This is a genomic window from Shewanella nanhaiensis, from assembly GCF_019457885.1.
GTDB lineage: Bacteria > Pseudomonadota > Gammaproteobacteria > Enterobacterales > Shewanellaceae > Shewanella > Shewanella nanhaiensis.
In genome coordinates, this window is record NZ_JAHZST010000002.1 from 229458 (window position 1) to 249274 (window position 19817).

The 19817-nt window shown below is 45.3% G+C and carries 23 protein-coding genes and 1 pseudogene; 12 read left to right on the top strand and 12 right to left on the bottom strand.

Going from position 1 to position 19817, the window contains the following annotated elements:
• Positions 1-71: 71 nt before the first annotated feature.
• From murA to K0625_RS03325, 7 genes are all read right to left on the bottom strand, one after another.
• Entirely contained in the window at positions 72-1331 is a 1260-nt protein-coding gene (murA, locus tag K0625_RS03295; protein ID WP_012326810.1) for a UDP-N-acetylglucosamine 1-carboxyvinyltransferase, read from the bottom strand.
• Between the two features lie 13 nt (positions 1332-1344).
• Positions 1345-1635, bottom strand: coding sequence for a BolA family protein (locus tag K0625_RS03300; RefSeq protein ID WP_220108357.1), 291 nt, complete (start codon positions 1633-1635; stop codon positions 1345-1347).
• A 4-nt stretch (positions 1636-1639) separates the two neighbouring features.
• Positions 1640-1942 carry an STAS domain-containing protein gene (locus tag K0625_RS03305; RefSeq protein ID WP_220108358.1) on the bottom strand — a complete coding sequence of 101 codons (303 nt, stop codon included), beginning with the start codon at positions 1940-1942 and terminating at the stop codon, positions 1640-1642.
• Positions 1943-2605, bottom strand: a complete 663-nt coding sequence (locus K0625_RS03310) for an MlaC/ttg2D family ABC transporter substrate-binding protein (RefSeq protein WP_220108359.1) — start codon at positions 2603-2605, stop codon at positions 1943-1945.
• 3 nt (positions 2606-2608) lie between these two features.
• Positions 2609-3076 (bottom strand): outer membrane lipid asymmetry maintenance protein MlaD, encoded by a 468-nt coding sequence (gene mlaD / locus K0625_RS03315; protein WP_220108360.1) that lies wholly within the window; start codon positions 3074-3076, stop codon positions 2609-2611.
• A 62-nt stretch (positions 3077-3138) separates the two neighbouring features.
• Entirely contained in the window at positions 3139-3921 is a 783-nt protein-coding gene (gene mlaE, locus K0625_RS03320) for a lipid asymmetry maintenance ABC transporter permease subunit MlaE (protein ID WP_220108361.1), read from the bottom strand.
• Positions 3922-3983: 62 nt separating this feature from the next.
• Positions 3984-4799 (bottom strand): ATP-binding cassette domain-containing protein, encoded by an 816-nt coding sequence (locus tag K0625_RS03325; protein WP_220108362.1) that lies wholly within the window; start codon positions 4797-4799, stop codon positions 3984-3986.
• 187 nt (positions 4800-4986) lie between these two features.
• Between K0625_RS03325 and K0625_RS03330 the strand changes: the two genes are divergently transcribed.
• The 12 genes from K0625_RS03330 (at position 4987) to mgtE (ending at position 14753) form a co-directional block, all read left to right on the top strand.
• Positions 4987-5946: a calcium/sodium antiporter gene (locus K0625_RS03330; RefSeq protein ID WP_220108363.1), complete on the top strand. Its 960-nt coding sequence runs from the start codon at positions 4987-4989 to the stop codon at positions 5944-5946.
• 88 nt (positions 5947-6034) lie between these two features.
• Positions 6035-7012, top strand: a complete 978-nt coding sequence (locus tag K0625_RS03335) for a KpsF/GutQ family sugar-phosphate isomerase (protein ID WP_012326818.1) — start codon at positions 6035-6037, stop codon at positions 7010-7012.
• A 105-nt stretch (positions 7013-7117) separates the two neighbouring features.
• On the top strand, positions 7118-7669 hold the full coding sequence (gene kdsC / locus K0625_RS03340) for a 3-deoxy-manno-octulosonate-8-phosphatase KdsC (protein WP_220108364.1): 552 nt from the start codon (positions 7118-7120) through the stop codon (positions 7667-7669).
• On the top strand, positions 7666-8223 hold the full coding sequence (gene lptC, locus K0625_RS03345; protein ID WP_220108365.1) for an LPS export ABC transporter periplasmic protein LptC: 558 nt from the start codon (positions 7666-7668) through the stop codon (positions 8221-8223). Before kdsC ends, lptC begins: the two co-directional genes overlap by 4 nt.
• A 74-nt stretch (positions 8224-8297) precedes the next feature.
• Complete coding sequence (lptA, locus tag K0625_RS03350; RefSeq protein ID WP_220108366.1) at positions 8298-8888, top strand: lipopolysaccharide transport periplasmic protein LptA; 591 nt, start codon at positions 8298-8300, stop codon at positions 8886-8888.
• On the top strand, positions 8885-9616 hold the full coding sequence (lptB, locus tag K0625_RS03355; protein WP_220108367.1) for an LPS export ABC transporter ATP-binding protein: 732 nt from the start codon (positions 8885-8887) through the stop codon (positions 9614-9616). The genes lptA and lptB overlap by 4 nt, the downstream gene beginning before the upstream one ends.
• Before the next feature lie 151 nt (positions 9617-9767).
• Positions 9768-11249, top strand: coding sequence for an RNA polymerase factor sigma-54 (locus K0625_RS03360; protein ID WP_220108368.1), 1482 nt, complete (start codon positions 9768-9770; stop codon positions 11247-11249).
• A gap of 208 nt (positions 11250-11457) precedes the next feature.
• Positions 11458-11745 carry a ribosome hibernation promoting factor gene (gene hpf / locus K0625_RS03365; RefSeq protein ID WP_012326824.1) on the top strand — a complete coding sequence of 96 codons (288 nt, stop codon included), beginning with the start codon at positions 11458-11460 and terminating at the stop codon, positions 11743-11745.
• A gap of 2 nt (positions 11746-11747) precedes the next feature.
• Positions 11748-12191: a PTS IIA-like nitrogen regulatory protein PtsN gene (gene ptsN / locus K0625_RS03370; RefSeq protein WP_012326825.1), complete on the top strand. Its 444-nt coding sequence runs from the start codon at positions 11748-11750 to the stop codon at positions 12189-12191.
• Positions 12188-13030, top strand: a complete 843-nt coding sequence (rapZ, locus tag K0625_RS03375; protein WP_220108369.1) for an RNase adapter RapZ — start codon at positions 12188-12190, stop codon at positions 13028-13030. Before ptsN ends, rapZ begins: the two co-directional genes overlap by 4 nt.
• Positions 13023-13298, top strand: a complete 276-nt coding sequence (locus K0625_RS03380) for an HPr family phosphocarrier protein (RefSeq protein ID WP_220108370.1) — start codon at positions 13023-13025, stop codon at positions 13296-13298. Before rapZ ends, K0625_RS03380 begins: the two co-directional genes overlap by 8 nt.
• Before the next feature lie 90 nt (positions 13299-13388).
• On the top strand, positions 13389-14753 hold the full coding sequence (mgtE, locus tag K0625_RS03385; RefSeq protein ID WP_220108371.1) for a magnesium transporter: 1365 nt from the start codon (positions 13389-13391) through the stop codon (positions 14751-14753).
• Between the two features lie 59 nt (positions 14754-14812).
• Here mgtE and K0625_RS03390 read toward each other — a convergent pair.
• The 5 genes and pseudogenes from K0625_RS03390 to K0625_RS03410 form a co-directional block, all read right to left on the bottom strand.
• Positions 14813-15602: pseudogene (locus K0625_RS03390) on the bottom strand (molybdate ABC transporter substrate-binding protein).
• A 217-nt stretch (positions 15603-15819) separates the two neighbouring features.
• Complete coding sequence (locus K0625_RS03395) at positions 15820-16494, bottom strand: YiaD family glycine zipper/OmpA-like lipoprotein (RefSeq protein WP_220108372.1); 675 nt, start codon at positions 16492-16494, stop codon at positions 15820-15822.
• 404 nt (positions 16495-16898) lie between these two features.
• Entirely contained in the window at positions 16899-17327 is a 429-nt protein-coding gene (locus tag K0625_RS03400) for a GtrA family protein (protein WP_220108373.1), read from the bottom strand.
• Complete coding sequence (locus K0625_RS03405; RefSeq protein WP_220108374.1) at positions 17315-18706, bottom strand: ArnT family glycosyltransferase; 1392 nt, start codon at positions 18704-18706, stop codon at positions 17315-17317. Before K0625_RS03405 ends, K0625_RS03400 begins: the two co-directional genes overlap by 13 nt.
• Positions 18703-19722, bottom strand: coding sequence for a glycosyltransferase family 2 protein (locus K0625_RS03410; protein ID WP_220108375.1), 1020 nt, complete (start codon positions 19720-19722; stop codon positions 18703-18705). Before K0625_RS03410 ends, K0625_RS03405 begins: the two co-directional genes overlap by 4 nt.
• Positions 19723-19817 lie beyond the last annotated feature (95 nt).

Below are 19817 nucleotides of genomic sequence, written 5' to 3' on the forward strand. Positions count from 1 at the left end.
CTACAAATGCTAAATGTAATAAGGCCTGCATGATGCAGGCCTTTTCGTGTCAATAATCACGACCAGAACGGTTAACTCACGCGAACAACCTGTCCACCTAAGCCTTTGAACTTATCTTCAATATGTTCATAGCCGCGATCTAGGTGATAGATACGATCAACAATCGTAGTTCCCTCTGCAACGAGACCCGCAATCACTAAGCTTGCAGACGCTCTCAGATCCGTTGCCATCACCTGAGCACCATTGAGTCTCTCTATCCCCTGAATAATACAGGTGTTGCCCTCAAGCTCCATATTTGCCCCCATACGGATAAGCTCAGGCACGTGCATAAAGCGATTCTCAAAAATAGTCTCTGTGATGGTTGAGGTACCCTCAGCTAGCACATTTAACAAACAAAATTGTGCCTGCATATCGGTAGGAAAACCAGGATAAGGCACAGTCTTAATATTAACAGCCTTTGGGCGTTTACCTTGCATATCAAGCTCAATCCAATCACTACCTGTAGTGATGGTTGCGCCCGCATCTTCAAGTTTAGCCAACACAGCTTCAAGAGTAGATGGGTCAGCATCGACACAGCGTATCTTTCCGCGAGTCACAGCAGCAGCGATTAAAAAGCTGCCAGTCTCGATTCTGTCAGGCATCACTCGGTAGTGACATCCATTAAGAGATTCAACACCCTGAATACGGATAGAATCGGTGCCCGCACCTTCAATCTTTGCGCCCATAGCGATCAAGCAGTTAGCCAGATCGATCACTTCAGGTTCACGAGCTGCATTTTCAATAATGGTCTCACCATCGGCAAGTGTCGCAGCCATCAACAGGTTTTCAGTAGCACCAACACTCACCATATCCATAAAGATATGAGCGCCTTTAAGACGACCATCGACTCGCGCCTTAATATAACCCTCTTCAACCTCGATTTTAGCGCCCATCTGCTCTAAACCGTGAAGGTGAAGATTCACCGGGCGGGCACCGATCGCGCAGCCACCAGGCAAGGAGACATCAGCAGTACCAAATCGCGCCAACAAAGGCCCTAAGATAAGGATCGACGCTCTCATGGTTTTAACTAAATCATAGGGCGCACAAAAATGATCGAGTGAACTGGTTGAAATACGCACTTCACTATTATCACTGCGGGTCACTTCAGCGCCTAAGCAACGAAGCAGTTCACAGCTGGTATTGACATCTCTAAGGTTCGGAACATTAGTGACCACAAAATCGGTTTCAGCCAATACACCCGCCATCAAAATAGGCAGAGCAGCATTCTTAGCACCCGAAATAACAACATTCCCGGCAAGTGCTTCACTTGCCTCAATCTTTAATTTATCCACTTTAGCTCTCAGCTTACATGTTAAATACTTTTTCACGCTTCCATTGTGTCGGCGTGAAAGCATTGATCGTTAGTGCATGCAGTTCACCACTGGTGATGCGGTCCATCAAGGGGCCATAAATAGTTTGCTGCTGCTTAACACGCCCCATGCCTTCGAAACACTCGCCGACGGCAACGATTTTGTAGTGGGTTCCAGCTTGGGTCACATGAACTTCATCTAATGAAAGTGCATCCAATAACAGCTGCTCTAGCTCTTTAAGTTTTGCTGTATCGTCATTAACTTGTTCGGTCTCGTTAGCATTCATGGATCTATTTACCTTGTTTTGCTTCTTCATTGAAGAAGAGTTCTAAATCATATAAATCAATTAATTTTGAAAGTTGCTCAGAGGCAGAGGTAAAGCTCAAACTCCGCTTTTCGGCTCTCGCTACACTCATCAGCTCTAAAATAAACGCAATCCCTGCGCTGTCACTGTATGAGAGTTTAGAGAGATCAATAACCTCAACCTCTCTATTTAACAGCGACTTTTTGCGCAGCCACAGTGCCGGTATCTCCTCCTGAGATAAACGGCCACTGATATGACAAATCGAGCCCTGTTGAGTAAACTCAGCCACTTAGGCCTTCTTATCCGCAGATCCGCGATGGATAGACACCTTAGTGCGCTCATCAAGTTCAGCAATAACAGCATCAATCCCTTTTTGACGGATAAGATTGGAGATCTCTGAGCTTTTTGAAGCAAGTAAACTCACCCCTTCAGCCACCAAATCGAAAGCCTTCCAGCTATCATCCTTAAGACGACGCACTCTGAACTGCAGTTTAATGGGAGGACGACCCGCATCAATGATCTGCACATCCACACTGACCATCTTCTCTTTGCTGAAATCTGCAGCTCGTGCAAAGCTCACCTTTTGATCTGTATACTCAGTAAATGCCTGAGCATAAGTAGAGATGAGGTAACCTTTAAACGCTTCAACAAAACGTTCACGCTGCTCTTTTGTTGTCTTCCTTAAATATGTGCCCATCACCTTATAAGAGGCATACTTAGTGTCGATATAAGGCATCAACTCGTCCGATACTATCACCTTAAGGTGGTCAGGATTGGTCTCAATAATGGCAAAGTCATGATGAAATCTGTCAAAAGTATTATTAGCAACGGTTTCCACCATAACATAGGGGTCCATGGTGTTCACCTCGGCCTCCTGACTATGAGCGGTCGCGCTAAAAACCAGCAAAAATAGTGAAGCTGTGAGCTTGAAAATTTGATTAAACATTCTCATTCCTTAATCCTTTGACGCACTATACAAAAACTGACCAATCAACTCCTCTAGCACAAGTGCAGAGTGAGTATCATCGATGCGATCACCATCGACTAACATGGCTATATCATCATCGATAAAGCCAGGCGTCAGGCCTAAAAACTGCTCTCCTAATAAACCCGAAGTCAAAATCGACAGACTACTGGTTTCAGGGAACTGATTAAATCTCTTATCCATAGAGAGTTTAACCACGGGCACAAGCTCAGTCGGGTCGAGATTAATCTCACTCACACGCCCAACGACTACGCCACCCACCTTGACAGGAGAGCGCACTTTTAGCCCGCCTATATTGCTAAATTTAGCGTATAGGGTGTAGTTACTGCCATTTGCTTTCACCTCTACATTGGCGACATTGAACACCAAAACTAAAAATGCAGCTAAACCAGACAGAATAAACAGACCCACTAATACTTCGATTTTACGCGTTAACATACTCTTATTTCCATTCTCTTATTGCGCAGATTATTCAAGAATAATCTGCCAATGTTCATCCATTAACGACCAAACATCAGTGCGGTAAGCAGGAAGTCCAGTGCTAACACAGCCAGACTAGACTGAACTACGGTTTGCGTTGTTGCCTTGCTGATCCCTTCAGGATTAGGGATCACCTGATAACCGCGATATAGCGCAATCCAGGTCACCACCACCGCAAACACTAAACTTTTAATTAAACAATTTACAATATCTTGTCGCCACTCAACAGACGCCTGCAAAATAGACCAGAAACTACCACTGTCTATCCCCTTCCACTCGACACCCACGATATGACCACCATATATCCCCACAGCAGTGAAGATAAGGGCTAACAGAGGAAGACTCACCACCCCGGCCCAAAACCTTGGCGCGATGATCTGTCTTAAGGGATCTATTGCCATCATCTCAAGGCTGGAAAGCTGCTCAGTGCTCTTCATCAAGCCAATCTCAGCGGTTAATGCAGAGCCTGCTCTTCCGGCAAACAAGAGGGCTGTCACTACAGGCCCTAACTCACGCAACAGGCTCAACGCCACCATAGGCCCTAAACTCTCTTCAGTGCCAAAGCCAACAAGAATATTATACCCTTGCAACGCCAATACCATGCCGATAAAAAGCCCCGACACAAATATCAGCACCATAGATTGCACGCCGACAACATACAACTGTTTAACGAACAGGGGAAAACCTTTGGCTCTAGGTTTACGGGCAATTGCTCCCCACAACATTAATCCCGCACTTCCAAATCCAGTTACCAGCTCAATAGCTGCTCGTCCCAGATTGGCAACTCTATCTAACAAGTTCATAGTTAACCCCCACCGTTATCAAGGTGGAAAAACTTGCTAACCACATATTCAATATCATCATGCTAGCCTATCAGCTCCTTTTGATAATCTTCAGCAGGAAAATGAAAAGGGACAGGCCCATCCGGCTCACCGCCAATAAACTGCTTTAACTGCGCCATATCTGAGGCTTTAAGCTCTGCGGGAGTTCCCTGTGCAATCACACGCTTATCTGCCATCACATAAACGTAATCGGCAATACTAAGCACCTCCTGCACATCATGGGAGATCACAACTGAGGTCAACTGTAACGCCGCTGATAACTCCCGGATCAGCTTAACCAGAACCCCCATAGAGATAGGATCTTGACCTGCAAAAGGTTCATCATACATCACCATCTCAGGCTCAAGCGCTATCGCCCTTGCCAGTGCTGCACGTCGCTGCATACCACCAGACAATTCGTTAGGCATCATGTTCGCAGTGCCACGTAAACCTACCGCTTCTAGTTTCATTAGTACGATACGTTTGATGATCTCTTCCGGCAGGCCTGAGTGCTCCCGCAATGCAAAGGCGACATTATCAAAGACATTCATATCGGTAAACAGAGCCCCACTTTGAAACAGCATGCTCATGCGTTTACGCAATGTAAACAGCTCCTCTCGACGACACTTATGCACATCGACACCATCAAACAACACATGCCCGATATCTGGCGTCAGCTGCCCGCCCATCAATTTCAGCAAAGTGGTCTTTCCAATACCACTTGGCCCCATGATAGCCGTGACCTTCCCTCTTGGAATAGACAGACTGATATCGTCAAAAATTACATGTTCACCACGACTAAAACCCAAATTGTGGATCTCAACCAAAGGTTTTGGCTCAGCTAACACCTGATGATCCATAACGATTCCATCCACTAAAAGTGAGTTATCTGCCTCGATGAACAGATTAACGAAAGAAAAAGAGACAAATTGTACGTAATTGGACTATTAGGTACAACTGAATCAACACTATCTTGCCGCAATACTTTCAATTTTGCTCAATTCCAGCGAAAATGCGCGTCGGGCTCACTTACTGAAATGCAATTTAATGTTATTTAATATTTTCATGCTTATCGCCGGATTAGTCGCTCTAGTGTGGAGCGCTGACAAATTTGTCTATGGTGCTGCAGCTTTTGCCAGAAATCTTGGTCTTCCTCCTATGTTAATTGGATTAACCATAGTCGCCATGGGCAGTTCAGCCCCAGAGATGTTCGTCGCCGCGACCGCCTCGATGGAAGGGATGACAGATACCGCAATTGGAAATGTTTTAGGCTCAAATGTTGCAAATATCACCCTTATTTTGGGACTCACCGCTCTACTTGGGGCGATTGCAGTTAGCTCGCAAACGTTAATGCGAGAGATCCCCTTGATGATTATTGCCACCATTATCGCTGGCTACTTCCTCCATGATGGTATGCTGACCCGCATAGAGGGCTTTATGCTATTAGGCCTCTTCTTCATGTTGATGGGCTACTTTATCTGGCACGCTGTCACAAATAAGAAAAAAGATGCATTGGAAGAGGAAGCTGACAGCGAGATCCCAACCGGTGTTCCTACATCTAGAGCAATACTCTGGCTTATTGTTGGTATTGTACTGCTGCCTCTATCTGCAGACTGGATGGTACAAGGGGCCGTAGGCATTGCCAAAGCCTACCATCTGTCAGACCTAGTCATAGGCTTAACTATCATAGCTATTGGTACCAGCTTACCTGAGCTAGCAGCATGTGTTGCGGGCGTCATGAAAAAAGAGGATGATCTAGCAATAGGTAATATCGTAGGCTCAAACCTATTCAATATTTTAGCTGTATTAGCCATTCCGGGAATTATTGCTCCCGGCGCCGTTGATGCAGCCGCCAGTAGCCGTGATTTTTATATGGTACTGGCTACCAGTAGTGCACTTGCTGTATTTATATTATTAAGTGGTCGAGCAAGGGCTTTAAAACGCTGGCATGGTGTAGTGCTACTGTGCACCTTTATCGCCTATCAGTTAATCCTGTTTCAGGCTTAACGAAACTGGTTTTCAGAAATTAAGTCGTCGACAGATTGATTAAGCAAAATCTAACGACACAGAGCCTTGATTAAATAGAGAGAGCAAGATGGTAGATGTAACTCAACTTCGCCAATGGGGCAGAACGGTTATCGACATCGAGCGCAACGCACTCGATAACCTTTACCAGTACGTCGACTCAGAAGAGTTCACCCAAGCCTGTAAGCTAATTCTTAACTGTACAGGTAAAGTTATCGTAATGGGCATGGGTAAATCAGGTCATATCGGTAACAAGATCTCAGCAACATTAGCCAGCACAGGCACTCCAGCCTTCTTCGTGCACCCCGGTGAGGCGAGCCACGGAGATCTCGGCGTTCTTAGTGAAAATGATATTATCTTAGCCATATCAAACTCAGGTGAAGCCAGTGAGATACTCACCTTAATGCCTGTCATTAAGCGCATGGGATTGCCAGTTATCGCTTGTACGGGAAATCCCGATTCAAATATGGCTAAACTCTCTGTTGTGCACTTATGTATAGAGGTGCCAGAAGAGGCGTGTCCATTAGGATTAGCACCGACATCAAGCACCACAGCAACGTTAGTCATGGGCGATGCCTTAGCCGTTGCACTTTTGCAAGCTAGAGGCTTTACCAAAGATGATTTTGCCCTCTCTCATCCCGGTGGTAGCTTAGGGCGTAAGCTGCTGCTTAAGGTCAGTGATGTGATGCATAAAGGCAAAGATCTGCCCTCGGTAAACCATGATATCTGCATCACAGAAGCCCTCTATGAGATCTCTAAAAAGAGCTTAGGCATGACAGCTGTCGTCGATGAAGCAAATAAACTGGTAGGTATCTTTACCGATGGTGACCTAAGACGCGTTATCGACAGTGAAGTCAATCTTCGCACCACCTCTATCAGTGATGTAATGTCTAAAGGGTGCGTCACTGTCTCTGCCGATATTCTAGCGGCCGCAGCACTGAAAGTGATGGAAGATAAAGATATTAATGGTTTGATCGTTATCGATGATCAGCAGCACCCGATAGGCGCCTTAAACATGTTAGATATGGTCAAGGCTGGCGTTATCTAACATTAGGGATTGCTCCCTTTTTACCAATTTAGGCCAACTTAATGAGTTGGCAAAGCAGTTAGCCCTTCGATGAACAAACGGCTAGCGCGATAATGGAGATACTGTATGTCACACCAAGGTTTTTACGGTCCGATAGAGGATACTGTTTGGCAAAAGGCCAGTAAGATCAAGCTTCTAATTTGTGATGTAGATGGAGTATTCTCCGACGGCTTAGTCTATATGAGTAACTCGGGCGATGAACTTAAAACCTTCCATACCCGCGACGGCTACGGCGTCAGATCTCTGCTCACCAGTGATATTCCTGTCGCCATTATTACCGGCAGAAAATCTAAGATTGTCGAAGATCGCATGACAGCCCTAGGGATCACCCATATTTATCAAGGCGTCGATGACAAGCTGACTCCCTATCAGGAGCTACTCTCTTTATACAAGGTAACGCCAGAAGAGGTCGCATATATCGGCGATGATATGGTTGACCTACCAGTGATGAAACAGGTTGGTTTATCGGTATGTGTTGCTGACGGCCATCCTTATGTTCAGCAAGGTGCCGATTTTGTTACTCATATCAAGGGAGGCCACGGCGCCCTACGTGAGTTGACAGATCTACTGCTTCTTAGCCAGAATAAGTTCGAAACGGCTCATGGAATGAGTATATGAATAGAGTCACCCTCGCCATTATCGCCTTCTTTGGTACCGCACTTCTGCTCTACTGGCAGGTGCAATCCAAACGAGGAGATGAGGGGTTAACTGTCGATGTTAGCGCCCGACCCGATTATATTGCTGATAATCTAAAAAGTGTTGAATACAATGAACTTGGCTTAGTTAATAGCCGGGTTAGTGCTAAACATATGGAGCATTATGAAGAGGATAATATGACCTACTTCACCGAGCCTATCTATCTGGTGTACCCTGAGCAAGGCGAGGCTCAGTGGCAGCTACAATCGACCAAAGGCACCATGAATAAAAATTCAGGAAAAGTCATACTCGAAAACAATGTTATCATCAACGCCATAAACAGCAATGAGCCGATACAGTCGATCAAAACAAGCTATCTTGAGTTGGATCTCAATACCATGATCATGACATCCGATGACAATATCTATATCACAGGTAGCGACTTTATTATTGAAGGGGTTGGTCTATATGCCGACCTCAACGCTGAAAACGTAAAATTAACCAGTCAGGTTAATGGCACCTACTCAGCACACTAGTTAACGTCAACGCAAAATGGGTAAACATTTGCTTGATTAGCATTGGCATCTTTTATGTCAAATTGAAGGGATATATGAAGCAAAATACAGGCATCATCACTGCACTACTCTGCTTAATAAGCTTTAGTAGTGTTGCAAAAGTCGATGATCTAAAACAAGAAGTTAAAATCTCTGCAGCAAGTCAGGAAGCAGATATTAAAAATAACCAGATCATCTTTAATGGCCCAGTTGAAGTCGTTCAGGGTTCAGTTAAAATCAATGCCGATAAGCTTAGAGCCTTTACCAAAGAGGGCTCTAACGGACGTATCTTAGTCGCTACGGGAAACCCAGCAACTTACTCACAGATAATGGAAGATGGCCGTCCAGCCAACGCCAGCGCAAAAGAGATCCGCTACGAGTTATCAAAACGCACTCTTATTCTGAAGGGTAATGCGACACTTGAGCAAGATGGTAGCCAAGTTACAGGTAATCAGATTCAATATAACATTGAAAAGCAGCAGCTTATTGCTGAAAGTACAGGTAGCGAAAGGGTGATCACCATTATCCAACCTGAAAATTACCAGGATGAATCTAAGCCTAAAACAGATAGCAACAAAGAGACTCAACCTGAAACTGAGCCAGAGACACCAGTAGAACCTGCAGTTAACGCTCAGGAGATCGAATGAGCTCTTTAACGTTAAAGGCTGTAAACCTAGCCAAAAGTTATAAAAGTCGCGCCGTAGTACAAGACGTGAGTCTCAGTGTAAAAACAGGTCAGATAGTTGGCTTACTCGGCCCCAATGGTGCCGGAAAGACCACTACTTTTTATATGGTTGTGGGCTTAGTCCAAAGTGATAAAGGCCGTATCTTTATCGATAATGACGATCTCACATTAGATCCCATGCACCTACGTGCCCGTAAAGGGATAGGATACCTGCCCCAAGAGGCCAGTATTTTCAGAAAACTCTCTGTGCGCGATAACATTATGGCCGTTCTCCAGACCCGTGATGAGCTAGATAAAAATGCTCGCGAGGAGCAGCTTGAACACCTGCTGGAGGAGTTTCACATTACCCATATCAGAGATAGCCAAGGTATGTCACTGTCTGGTGGTGAGCGTAGACGCGTCGAGATAGCCAGAGCACTAGCAGCAAACCCTAAATTTATCCTGCTCGATGAGCCCTTTGCAGGTGTCGATCCTATCTCGGTTATCGACATCAAAAAGATCATTTTACAGCTCAAAAGTCGTGGTCTTGGTGTCCTGATCACCGACCATAACGTACGGGAAACATTGGATGTTTGTGAGCATGCCTATATTGTAAGTCATGGAAACTTAATCGCTGAAGGTACACCCGCTGAAATCTTAGACAATCAGCAAGTACGAGCTGTGTACTTAGGTGAACAATTCAAGCTATAGTTAATCTAGAGGATCGATTCTCCTCTAATTTAAAAATTCTACAGCATCGTTATGATTCGTTCTTATGAAGTCAATTGAGGGAGCAAAGACTCCCCAAATAGCTCCAACAGGCTTTCTCATTTTATAAGTACAAAGTAGGGAATAGCAGTACATGAAAGCGTCACTCCAGCTCAAAATGGGTCAGCACTTAACCATGACACCTCAGCTTCAACAGGCGATACGTCTGCTGCAACTGTCGTCACTGGAACTGCAACAGGAGATCCAACAAGCATTAGATTCCAATCCATTACTGGAGTTGGACGAAGAGCAAGTTGATGCTAACGCTGATAATAGCGATGTAAAAAACAACAGCGAAACAGACTTCAGTGCTTCTGTCGAAAAAGAGGCCGATAAAGATAGCTCGTCACTTGAAACATCCGACGCACTGAATCAAGATTCCATGCCTGAGGACCTCCCTGTCGACACCACATGGGATGAGGTCTATACCGCAACACCAAACTCAAGCTCTGGCGCGATGCGAGATGATGATCTTCCCTTCCAAGGCGAAACCTGTGAAGGTCTGTATGAGCACCTTGAGTGGCAAAAAAACTTAACCCCGTTTTCAGATAATGACTTAGCCATCGCGACCGCCATTATTGATGCGATCGATGAGCGTGGTTATCTGACGCAAAGTACCGATGATATCTTAGAAGCCATGGGCGATCCTGAGATTGAACTTGATGAAGTTGAAGCTGTGCTTAAACGTGTTCAGCACTTTGACCCTATCGGTGTTGCAGCCCGTGACCTCAGTGAGTGTCTGTTTATTCAGCTAGCCCAATATACCGACACAACACCTCATATCGACAATGCCCGATTACTGATTAAGGAACACCTTGATCTAATAGCAGGCCGTGACTTCCGCCTCTTAATGCGTAAAACCAAGCTTAAAGAGGATGATTTAAGGCAAGCTATTGAGCTTATCCAAACTCTAAATCCACGTCCTGGACTGGCCATCAATCCAAGTCGAGATGAGTACGTTATTCCAGATGTGACTGTGATTAAAAAGAAGGGCCGCTGGGTTGTTGAACTCAACCCAGATTATATGCCAAAAATTAATGTGAATCAGCATTACGCTTCCATGGCTCGCAGCACTAAAAACCAAGCAGATAGTCAATTTATCCGCGGGCATTTGCAGGAAGCCAAGTGGTTTATCAAGAGTTTAGAGAGTCGTAACGACACACTTCTCAAGGTCTCAAACTGCATAGTCAAATTTCAGCAGGGCTTCTTCGAATATGGTGAAGAGGCGATGAAACCTATGGTGCTAAATGACATAGCCGAAGAGGTTGAGATGCATGAATCGACCATCTCCCGTGTCACAACCCAAAAATATATGCATACCCCAAGAGGCATATTTGAGCTGAAATATTTCTTCTCCAGCCATGTGGGTACCGACGATGGCGGAGAGTGTTCATCGACAGCTATCCGCGCCTTCATAAAAAAACTGGTGGCAGCAGAGAACCAACAAAAGCCTCTCAGTGATAGCAAGATGGCCCTTCTTCTTGCAGAGCAGGGCATCAAAGTAGCGAGACGAACCATAGCCAAGTACCGTGAGGCCATGTTGATTCCGCCATCAAACCAAAGAAAGAGTTTATAAGATATTTGAAAAGTGAATATATTGAGGTTGGTCATTGTGACGTAAAGTCTGTAACTTCACGACATGCTGGACCCTGAACATAGAAGTGATCTGGATATATATCCACACAGGATGCGGTGTTTCGAAGTAGCTTGAATATGTAAATGCAGTGTAAACCTCAAATCAGCGAGCGCGTTTTTAACACAAACGAATCTGAAGGAGTATCTCTATGCAAATAAACGTAACAGGTCATCACATCGAAATTACCACATCGCTACGCCAATATATTGAAGAAAAGTTTTCAAAGCTTGAACGACATTTCGATCAGATCAATAATGTGCACGTTATTTTGAATGTTCAAAAAATGCAGCAGAAAGCAGAAGCCAAACTCCATCTTGCCGGAGGTGAGGTTTTCGCCGCGTCACAACATGCGGATATGTATGCAGCAATAGACTCCCTGATTGACAAGCTCGACCGTCAGGTAATTAAACATAAAGAGAAGCAAACAAAACATTAACGATGGAATTAAGCACCATCCTGCAGCCGGAGTGCACAACTTGCGCCACTCCGGGCAGTAAGAAAAAGGTACTGGAACTTATCAGCGATCTTGCCGCTGTCCAGTACCCAAGCCTTTCCTCTCAAGAGATTTTTGAAAGTCTTTTGGCTAGAGAGAAAATGGGCAGCACAGGTATAGGTAACGGTATAGCGATTCCACATGGAAGGTTAACCAATATTAGTCAGCCCGTTGCGGTACTCATTAAGTGCGAAGAGCCTATCTCTTTCGACTCAATTGATAAACAGCCGGTCGATATACTATTTGCACTATTAGTTCCAGCTGATCAATGTGAACAGCACTTAAGCACCCTGTCGGCGATGGCAGAGAAGCTTAATGACAAGCTAATTTTAAAGCAGTTACGAAAAACACAAGATGAGTCAGAACTTTATCAGGTGATCACCCAATGAAACTGGTTATGGTATCCGGTCGTTCCGGATCAGGAAAATCTGTCGCCCTTAGGGTTTTAGAGGATCTCGGATACTATTGTGTCGACAATCTTCCTCTGCCTCTTATGGATACATTATTGGAACAACTCAAAGGTAGCACAGAGCTTGTCGCTATCAGCGTTGATGTCCGTAATATGCATGAGACAGAGCTAGAGAAACAGCTTTCGAATCTACCTGAAGGGACTGAGCTGCTAAGCTTCTTCCTAAACTCAAGTGACGAAGTTCTCCTCAAGCGTTACAGCGAAACCCGCCGTCTCCACCCTCTTTCGAGAAGTAAAACTTCACTTAAAGAAGCGATAGATCATGAGCGACTACTGCTAGAGCCAGTCTCTAAACTCGTTGATCACTATATCGACACCTCTAATCTCAATATTTACGATCTTAGTAATCAGGTCAGAGAGATATTATTAGGCAGTGTAGATAAAGAGCTAGTCATTAACTTCGAGTCTTTCGGTTTCAAACATGGCATGCCAGCAGAGGCAGATTTTATGTTTGATGTCAGGTTCTTACCAAACCCGCATTGGGAGCCTGAGCTTAGACCGATGACAGGTCTGGATGAACCCGTTCAGCTTTTCCTTAGTCAGCAACCCACAGTCAATAAGTTTATCTGGCAAATAGAGAACTTGTTAGAAACCTGGCTGCCGCATCTTGAGCGCAATAACCGTAGTTATCTAACAATCGCTATCGGTTGCACCGGTGGACAACACAGATCTGTCTATGTCACAGAGCAGCTTGCTAAGCTCTTTAGTCAAAGCAAACACACAGTACAGGCCCGCCACCGCGAATTAAGCAATGACTAAATTAGAACGCCAAGTTACCATATGTAATAAGCTTGGACTCCACGCCCGCGCCGCGACTAAACTAGCCGTTCTAGCATCGGAATTCGACGCTAAAGTCACGATTATACAAGGGGAGAAACAAGCTTCTGCAGCAAGTGTGCTGGGCTTGTTGATGCTGGAAACCGGAATAGGGAAAACCATAACCCTGCTCGGTGAGGGCCAAGATGCCTCTGCAGCACTAGACGCCATCTGTGCTCTAGTTGATGCAAAATTTGATGAAGCAAGTTAAACCTTACCACTAAGCTATCCCAGATATTTCTTATCAACACCGTGGTCTGTATTTAACCTAAAATACAGACAGCTTCATAGGGGGCCTGTTATGCCAATTGAAGTATTAGATAATGAGCTTACCGATCAGCGGTTAAACCAGTTAACACAAGCCCTTAGCAGTGGCATGTTTGTTCATGTCAGAAATATGCTCCATGATATGGCAGCCTCTGATATCGCCTTTATATTAGAGTCATCCCCACCCAGAACCCGTCAGGTTTTATGGCAACTGATCGATCAAGATCAAACTGGTGAGATCCTCGATGAACTTGGCGAAGAGCTTAAAGATAGTCTCATCAAACAGATGAGCCCTGAGCGCGTTGCAAAAGCGGCTGAAGGGATGGACACCGATGACCTCGCTTATATATTACGAAGCCTACCTGATAGTGTATTTAAACAGGTACTTCACTCCATGCGAAGTCAAGACAGGGCCAGAGTCGAACAAGCCCTAGCCTACCCCGATGACACCGCTGGCAGTATCATGAATACCGATACCGTCACCCTACGCCCCGACGTAAATATCGATGTTATCCTACGTTACTTAAGAATACGAGGTAAGCTTCCGGAAGCTACAGATACTCTCTATGTGGTCGATAAACACGACCGCTTACTCGGCGGCGTCGAGATAGCCGATCTGCTAACCTGCGATCCTAATTCATCGATACGAGATATTATGGATGCTGAGCTGGAGGGTATTCCGGTCGGCATGTCAGATAATGAGGTGGCGCAGCTTTTCGAACGACACGATTGGATTTCAGCACCAGTTATCGGTGAAGATAACCAGCTCCTTGGCCGTATCACCATCGATGATGTTGTCGACGTTATTCGAGAAAATGCCGAGCACTCCATGATGGGGATGGCAGGTATGGATGATGATGCCGACACCTTTGGTCCAGTGCTAAAGAGTACCCTTCAACGCTCACTTTGGCTAACCATCAATCTGTTTGCAGCCCTGCTAGCGGCTTCTGTCAGTAACATGTTTGAAGGCACTTTAGAGCAGTTTGCCACCATAGCGATTTTGATGACAATTGTCCCCAGCATGGGAGGCGTAGCCGGAAATCAAACCTTAGCACTTGTGATACGCGGCATCGCACTTGGCCAAATAGGCCAAAGTAACTCCCGCTGGCTAATAGGTAAAGAGTTGGCCATCGGCTTCCTCAATGGACTGCTTTGGTCTGTCCTCGTCTTTGCTGCCATCTGGCTCTGGAAAGGCGATCTTGCCTTAGGTGGGCTCATTGGAGGGGCCATGTTGATCAATATGACAGTAGCTGGCCTCGCAGGCGCCTGTATCCCATTACTACTGAAGAGAATGAATATTGACCCCGCGCTCGCTGGCGGTATGGTACTTACAACTGTCACAGACGTCATCGGCCTCTTTGCCTTCTTGGGTCTCGCGACATTCTTTCTACTGAACTAATCAGTATAACTTCACTATCAAAAAGGGAGCCAATTGGCTCCCTTATGCTAAGCAGTAAACTAGCGCAGTGGCGCATCGAAGCCATATTTAGCCAAAATATTTTGCCCCGGTTGAGACAGAATAAACATGGCAAGTTCACTGGAGTTCGCGTTGGCGTCTTCTAGGATAGTTAAACCATAGTTAGCCCCAACAGATAATGCTTGTGGGATCTGTACGATCTGCAGGGCTGGTAGCTCTTTTTGTGCCAACACAGCATTGGTACAGTAAGTTAAAAAGATATCAGCACCTCTGTTTTCCATCACCCAGCCATAGGGGTTTCTCCCTTTAGGTGCTACCGCTGTTTTTGCACCACCAGTTAACTTTATCGCCTTGCGCTCCAGCTTCTGTGTCGCACCAAGTTGAACTTTATCGGCTCTGGCAAATAAGGCCCAAGCATAATCACCAGCTGGATCTGCTTTAGGGGTGGAGATCCCCACCTTGACTGAATCTTGCAACATCTTCTCCAGCAGTGAATCACTCGCAACATCCACTTCCGGCTGTGCAATGGCGCATAGCTTATTGCGCGCAAACATAACCACAGAGCCACTTTTATCCGATGCATGTAACGTTTGAGGGTGCTTCATATTAGCTGAAGCAAATAGATCAACCCTCTCCCCCTCTTCGATACGTTTACGCAAGAGCCCAGATGGAGCAAACTCAGCATTAACCTTTTCACTCTCCAGCTGCTGATATTCACTCACTATACTCTGTCATCGCCGCCTTTAAACTTCCAGCAGCTCTTAGCTCTAACGGTGTTGAATTGGCCATAAAAGGGAGGGTTAATACGGCGACGGCTATCCACTTTTTCATCTTATTATTCCAGCAAAATAAACCTATAGGCGACTATCAAGCCATAGCTCACGCTCAGTCTCAATAGGCATAAAATGATGTTTATAATACTTGGGAGATGAGTCTTACGTTTCAAATATTAGCAGGACAAATTGTCTATACGCACCAAAAACAAAAATGGCTTCCAATAAGGAAGCCATTTATAGATAAGGATAATACCAATCAATATAAGATGAAATTAAGAGAGTGGACTCAAGATAATTTCAACACGGCGGTTCTCCGCACGTCCCTCTTTAGTGGCATTTGATGCAATCGGTCTCTCTTCACCCATACCATCAGATTTCACTCTAGCATACTCAACTTTCTGAGAAACAAGGTAATCAGCAACCTCAACAGCACGTACTTTAGAGAGTCTTAAGTTATAAGATTCTGAACCTGAGCTATCGGTGAAGCCAAGAACATTCAAGCGCGTCTTGTCATACTCTTTCGCCACTAATGCCACACTGTTGAGTACTCTCTTAGCACCCGCACTCAAGTGTGTCTCATCGACGCCGAAAGTAACTTCATTAGGCATATTTAAGATAATATTATCGCCACTGCGAGTCACACTCACACCAGTCGATTGTAGCTGCTTTCTTAGCTCTGCTTCCTGAGTATCCATGTAGTAACCGATACCACCACCTAGCGCAGCTCCAGAAGCTGCACCAATTAACGCACCTTTACCTCGATCACTCTTACTCGATGATGCAACACCAATCGCAGCACCCGCAATCGCGCCTATGATGGCACCATTTGTTGCCTTGGCATTTTGTGATTCATTGGTATAAGGGTTAGTCGTTTGGCAACCAGTTAACGCTACCAATGAACAAGCTAGTACTACTTTTACTGCAAAAAACTTCTTCAAACTCTGCATCTTTACTCCAAGCCTGTTTATGTAGATTTTCAAAAACATTCATAGACACAGAGACGCCGCTCTATGACTAAAAAATCAAGTAAGCATTGTCTCATATCAAGGCACTATTTCCAGTAATTACTCATACATAATACCCAAGCTACCTCAAGATGCTCGTTTCAGAGCCCCCGTAGGATAGCTGAACAAGGCAGTGATTGAGGATAATGGTTATTCCCTTATTGATATCACTAACACAGTGCAGGTATTCTACGGGAACTCCCGAAGGGCATGGCGAGAAGCAACATTTTTCTGCGTTATGAAATATTGAATTAGAATAACTAGTCCTACTATTTCATGCCTTGAACTCTGTCACTTCTCGACATGCTGAATCCTGCATCTTGAAGTTGTTTGGGTATATACGTCAGTTAATGGCGAAACACCAGAAGGTTAGATCCCAGCCAGTTCACAACCAGCCCTGACAATACACCTAACGCCAGATATACAGGAGCAGTGAGCCCACTGGGTTCTCTCAATTCACTCAATAGATAAAACACACTGAGATTAACGCAAGCTGCACAGCACGCAAGCAGAGCCACCATCAAAACTTGTGTGCCGATTGGACGCCTCTTGCGATGGGAGAAGGTAAATAACCGGTTCCCCACCCAAGTGAGCAATAAAGCGACACAAAATGCCATCAGTCTTGCGTGGAAAATAGGCCAGTAAAGCAGTTGAGAAAGATAGAGAAACAGTAATATATCGACAACAAAGCTTGTCCCTCCCACCAATAAAAACTTCAGCTGAGTCAAAGTTAACGCCCCTTTAACTCTGACAACAAGCGCACCTATTTGCCACATAGTAGTAGACTCTTTTCAGTGGTTTCTGCAGCTGTTATGCACTCAGAAAACAGCGTCAAATCATGCAAATTTTCACGATTAACCACGACATAGAGAGGGACTTTGATAACTTGAGCCAGCTCCTGTTCCCCTTGTAACAGTTCAGCTTCTCCCTGACTGTAAAAACGAGATGAGAAACGGCTATTAAGCCAGTAATAGGTTGAAATGCCCTGCTCTCTTTGCGCCAGTAACCACTTATCACTCTTCTCTTTTGCTGGGCCTAAGTTCAGTATCATTACAGCTAAAAGTAGCAAGCCACTAACGCCAAGCGCTATGGTTTGTAGTTTAGGTATTGTCTCACCGCGCCAAGCATAAACGAGTAGCAGCGCCATACCGGGGATCCCAGGTAACACATAGGCGGGTAAAATATTGCCAGCAAAGGTAAACAGGATAAGTGGTGATAACATCCAGCAGATAAAGAACTTAGTCGCTTCATCAAAGCCTCTGTCCCTTCGCCAAAGCCGCCACAACGCTCTAGGAATAAACAGGGACCATGGCAACGCCGATACAGCAAAGAATAACCAAATAGTCCCCCTTACCTCATCATGAGCAGAACCATAAAGGTCACCCTGCCAACCACTATCAACAAACCTTAACCAATGCTCACCGACAATGAAGTAGTGCAAAAAGCCTGGAGTCGCTTGCTCTGCCAGTAAAAACCAAGGCAAGCTGAGCAACAATAGGAGAGAGAAGCCGCTCAATAGTGGCACCTTGGTATAGAGTAACCTCCATGGTTTAATCAAACCATATTGCCAAATCAACCAAGGACCCACTGCTAACGCCATCAAAACCAGTACAACAGGCCCTTTTGCCAACAAACCTATGGCTAACCCCACAAAGCCCAAATATCCCCACAGGTATTTTTCATGCCAGCACAGATAAAAACCAACCATAGCTAAGGTCATGCCTAAAGTCAGGGCCATATCCGTCATCACTGAGCCAGCACTGACATAAAACACGATTGTTGTGGTCAGCAAGATAGCCAGTTGTAATGCCGATACCTGAACCCTCTTGGCAAGATAACTGGCCAAAATCAATACCGCCACAGCGGCCAACCAGTGAGGGAGGCGCACCGAAAACTCTGAGACACCAAAGAGCTTAATTCCCACCGCACTCATCCAAGTATGCAGTGGTGGTTTGCCCCAAAAGGGCACCCCGTAATCAAACTGAGGGGTCAGCCAGTTGCCTGTTTCCACCATCAATCTGGCCATCTCACCATACCTTGCCTCAGTCGTATCCATCAGAGGATAGAGAGAGAGTGATATCAAACGGACTAATAAAATTATCAACAAGACAACAAAAGAGCATTGAGTTAACGATAATGAACGCTGACTGATCATCCCATAGACTCCAGATAACGGACCTTATCTCCAACCTCATTTTGGCTTCGGCTACGTCTGTGCTCCACCTCGCTGATAAGATAGATAGGCCGCTGCTTTACTTCCATAAACACCCTGCCTAAGTACTCACCAATCAAGCCCAAAGCCAGTAGCTGAACACCAGCAAGCGCCACCTGAACAATCATCAATGAGGGATAGCCCACCACAGTCTCTCCCCATAACATCGTCTTTAAAAGTACCCAGCCACCATAGGTAAATGCCGATAACGCGGTGAGTATGCCGGCCCAAGTGGCCAAACGCAGAGGCTTAATACTGAAAGAGGTGATGCCATCCATCGCCAATCCGACGAGTTTACTGTAGTTCCATTTCGTCTCTCCTAAATAACGGGGATCACGATCGAACAAGATCTCCGTTTGAGAAAAACCTGGCCAACTCAATATCCCTTTCATAAATCGATTTCTTTCCGGCAGGGAGTTGATGCAGTCCACAACCTGACGACTGAGCAAGCGAAAGTCCCCTACATTTTCAGGCACAGGAGACTCCGCCATCCCATTTATGATCCGATAAAAAGTGGCAGCAGAAAAACGCTTAAACCAGGACTCACCCAAACGCTTTTTCCGCTTCATATTGACCACATCAAAGCCAGAACGCCATGCTTCAAGCATCTGTGGGATCAACTCAGGAGGATCTTGAAGATCCGCATCAAGCAAGATCACAGCTAACCCTCTGGCCTGCTCTAAGCCAGCAGTCATCGCCGCCTCTTTGCCAAAGTTTCGACTTAAACGGATACACTGATGCTCGCAGGAGTTAACGGGTAGCTGTTGCAGTAACTCCCAAGTGTTATCATCACTTCCATCATCGATGAACACAATCTCAGCGGACTCAGGAATACTCGATAGCACTCGACTTAAACGAGCAATAAGAGGGGGAAGTACCTCCGCCTCATTGTAAACAGGGATGATAATGGAAAGACATATCTGACCATCACTGGGATTAACTGATTTTATCTGCGCCATGCTGAACACCTTCAAAAATGAAATCAGAGGTGAACATACAGTTGGCGATGTGAATTTCTTATCGTCGACATTTCTTCTACAAAACTATGTAATAA

What these genes read in the sequence shown, in the direction of transcription:
- K0625_RS03300 (WP_220108357.1), bottom strand. Translation starts at nt 1,635, where the DNA reads ATGAATGCTAACGAGACCGAACAAGTTAATGACGATACAGCAAAACTT.
- K0625_RS03310 (WP_220108359.1), bottom strand. Translation starts at nt 2,605, where the DNA reads ATGAGAATGTTTAATCAAATTTTCAAGCTCACAGCTTCACTATTTTTG.
- mlaD (WP_220108360.1), bottom strand. Translation starts at nt 3,076, where the DNA reads ATGTTAACGCGTAAAATCGAAGTATTAGTGGGTCTGTTTATTCTGTCT.
- mlaE (WP_220108361.1), bottom strand. Translation starts at nt 3,921, where the DNA reads ATGAACTTGTTAGATAGAGTTGCCAATCTGGGACGAGCAGCTATTGAG.
- K0625_RS03325 (WP_220108362.1), bottom strand. Translation starts at nt 4,799, where the DNA reads ATGGATCATCAGGTGTTAGCTGAGCCAAAACCTTTGGTTGAGATCCAC.
- K0625_RS03330 (WP_220108363.1), top strand. Translation starts at nt 4,987, where the DNA reads ATGTTATTTAATATTTTCATGCTTATCGCCGGATTAGTCGCTCTAGTG.
- K0625_RS03335 (WP_012326818.1), top strand. Translation starts at nt 6,035, where the DNA reads ATGGTAGATGTAACTCAACTTCGCCAATGGGGCAGAACGGTTATCGAC.
- kdsC (WP_220108364.1), top strand. Translation starts at nt 7,118, where the DNA reads ATGTCACACCAAGGTTTTTACGGTCCGATAGAGGATACTGTTTGGCAA.
- lptC (WP_220108365.1), top strand. Translation starts at nt 7,666, where the DNA reads ATGAATAGAGTCACCCTCGCCATTATCGCCTTCTTTGGTACCGCACTT.
- lptA (WP_220108366.1), top strand. Translation starts at nt 8,298, where the DNA reads ATGAAGCAAAATACAGGCATCATCACTGCACTACTCTGCTTAATAAGC.
- lptB (WP_220108367.1), top strand. Translation starts at nt 8,885, where the DNA reads ATGAGCTCTTTAACGTTAAAGGCTGTAAACCTAGCCAAAAGTTATAAA.
- K0625_RS03360 (WP_220108368.1), top strand. Translation starts at nt 9,768, where the DNA reads ATGAAAGCGTCACTCCAGCTCAAAATGGGTCAGCACTTAACCATGACA.
- hpf (WP_012326824.1), top strand. Translation starts at nt 11,458, where the DNA reads ATGCAAATAAACGTAACAGGTCATCACATCGAAATTACCACATCGCTA.
- ptsN (WP_012326825.1), top strand. Translation starts at nt 11,748, where the DNA reads ATGGAATTAAGCACCATCCTGCAGCCGGAGTGCACAACTTGCGCCACT.
- rapZ (WP_220108369.1), top strand. Translation starts at nt 12,188, where the DNA reads ATGAAACTGGTTATGGTATCCGGTCGTTCCGGATCAGGAAAATCTGTC.
- K0625_RS03380 (WP_220108370.1), top strand. Translation starts at nt 13,023, where the DNA reads ATGACTAAATTAGAACGCCAAGTTACCATATGTAATAAGCTTGGACTC.
- mgtE (WP_220108371.1), top strand. Translation starts at nt 13,389, where the DNA reads ATGCCAATTGAAGTATTAGATAATGAGCTTACCGATCAGCGGTTAAAC.
- K0625_RS03395 (WP_220108372.1), bottom strand. Translation starts at nt 16,494, where the DNA reads ATGCAGAGTTTGAAGAAGTTTTTTGCAGTAAAAGTAGTACTAGCTTGT.
- K0625_RS03400 (WP_220108373.1), bottom strand. Translation starts at nt 17,327, where the DNA reads ATGTGGCAAATAGGTGCGCTTGTTGTCAGAGTTAAAGGGGCGTTAACT.
- K0625_RS03405 (WP_220108374.1), bottom strand. Translation starts at nt 18,706, where the DNA reads ATGATCAGTCAGCGTTCATTATCGTTAACTCAATGCTCTTTTGTTGTC.
- K0625_RS03410 (WP_220108375.1), bottom strand. Translation starts at nt 19,722, where the DNA reads ATGGCGCAGATAAAATCAGTTAATCCCAGTGATGGTCAGATATGTCTT.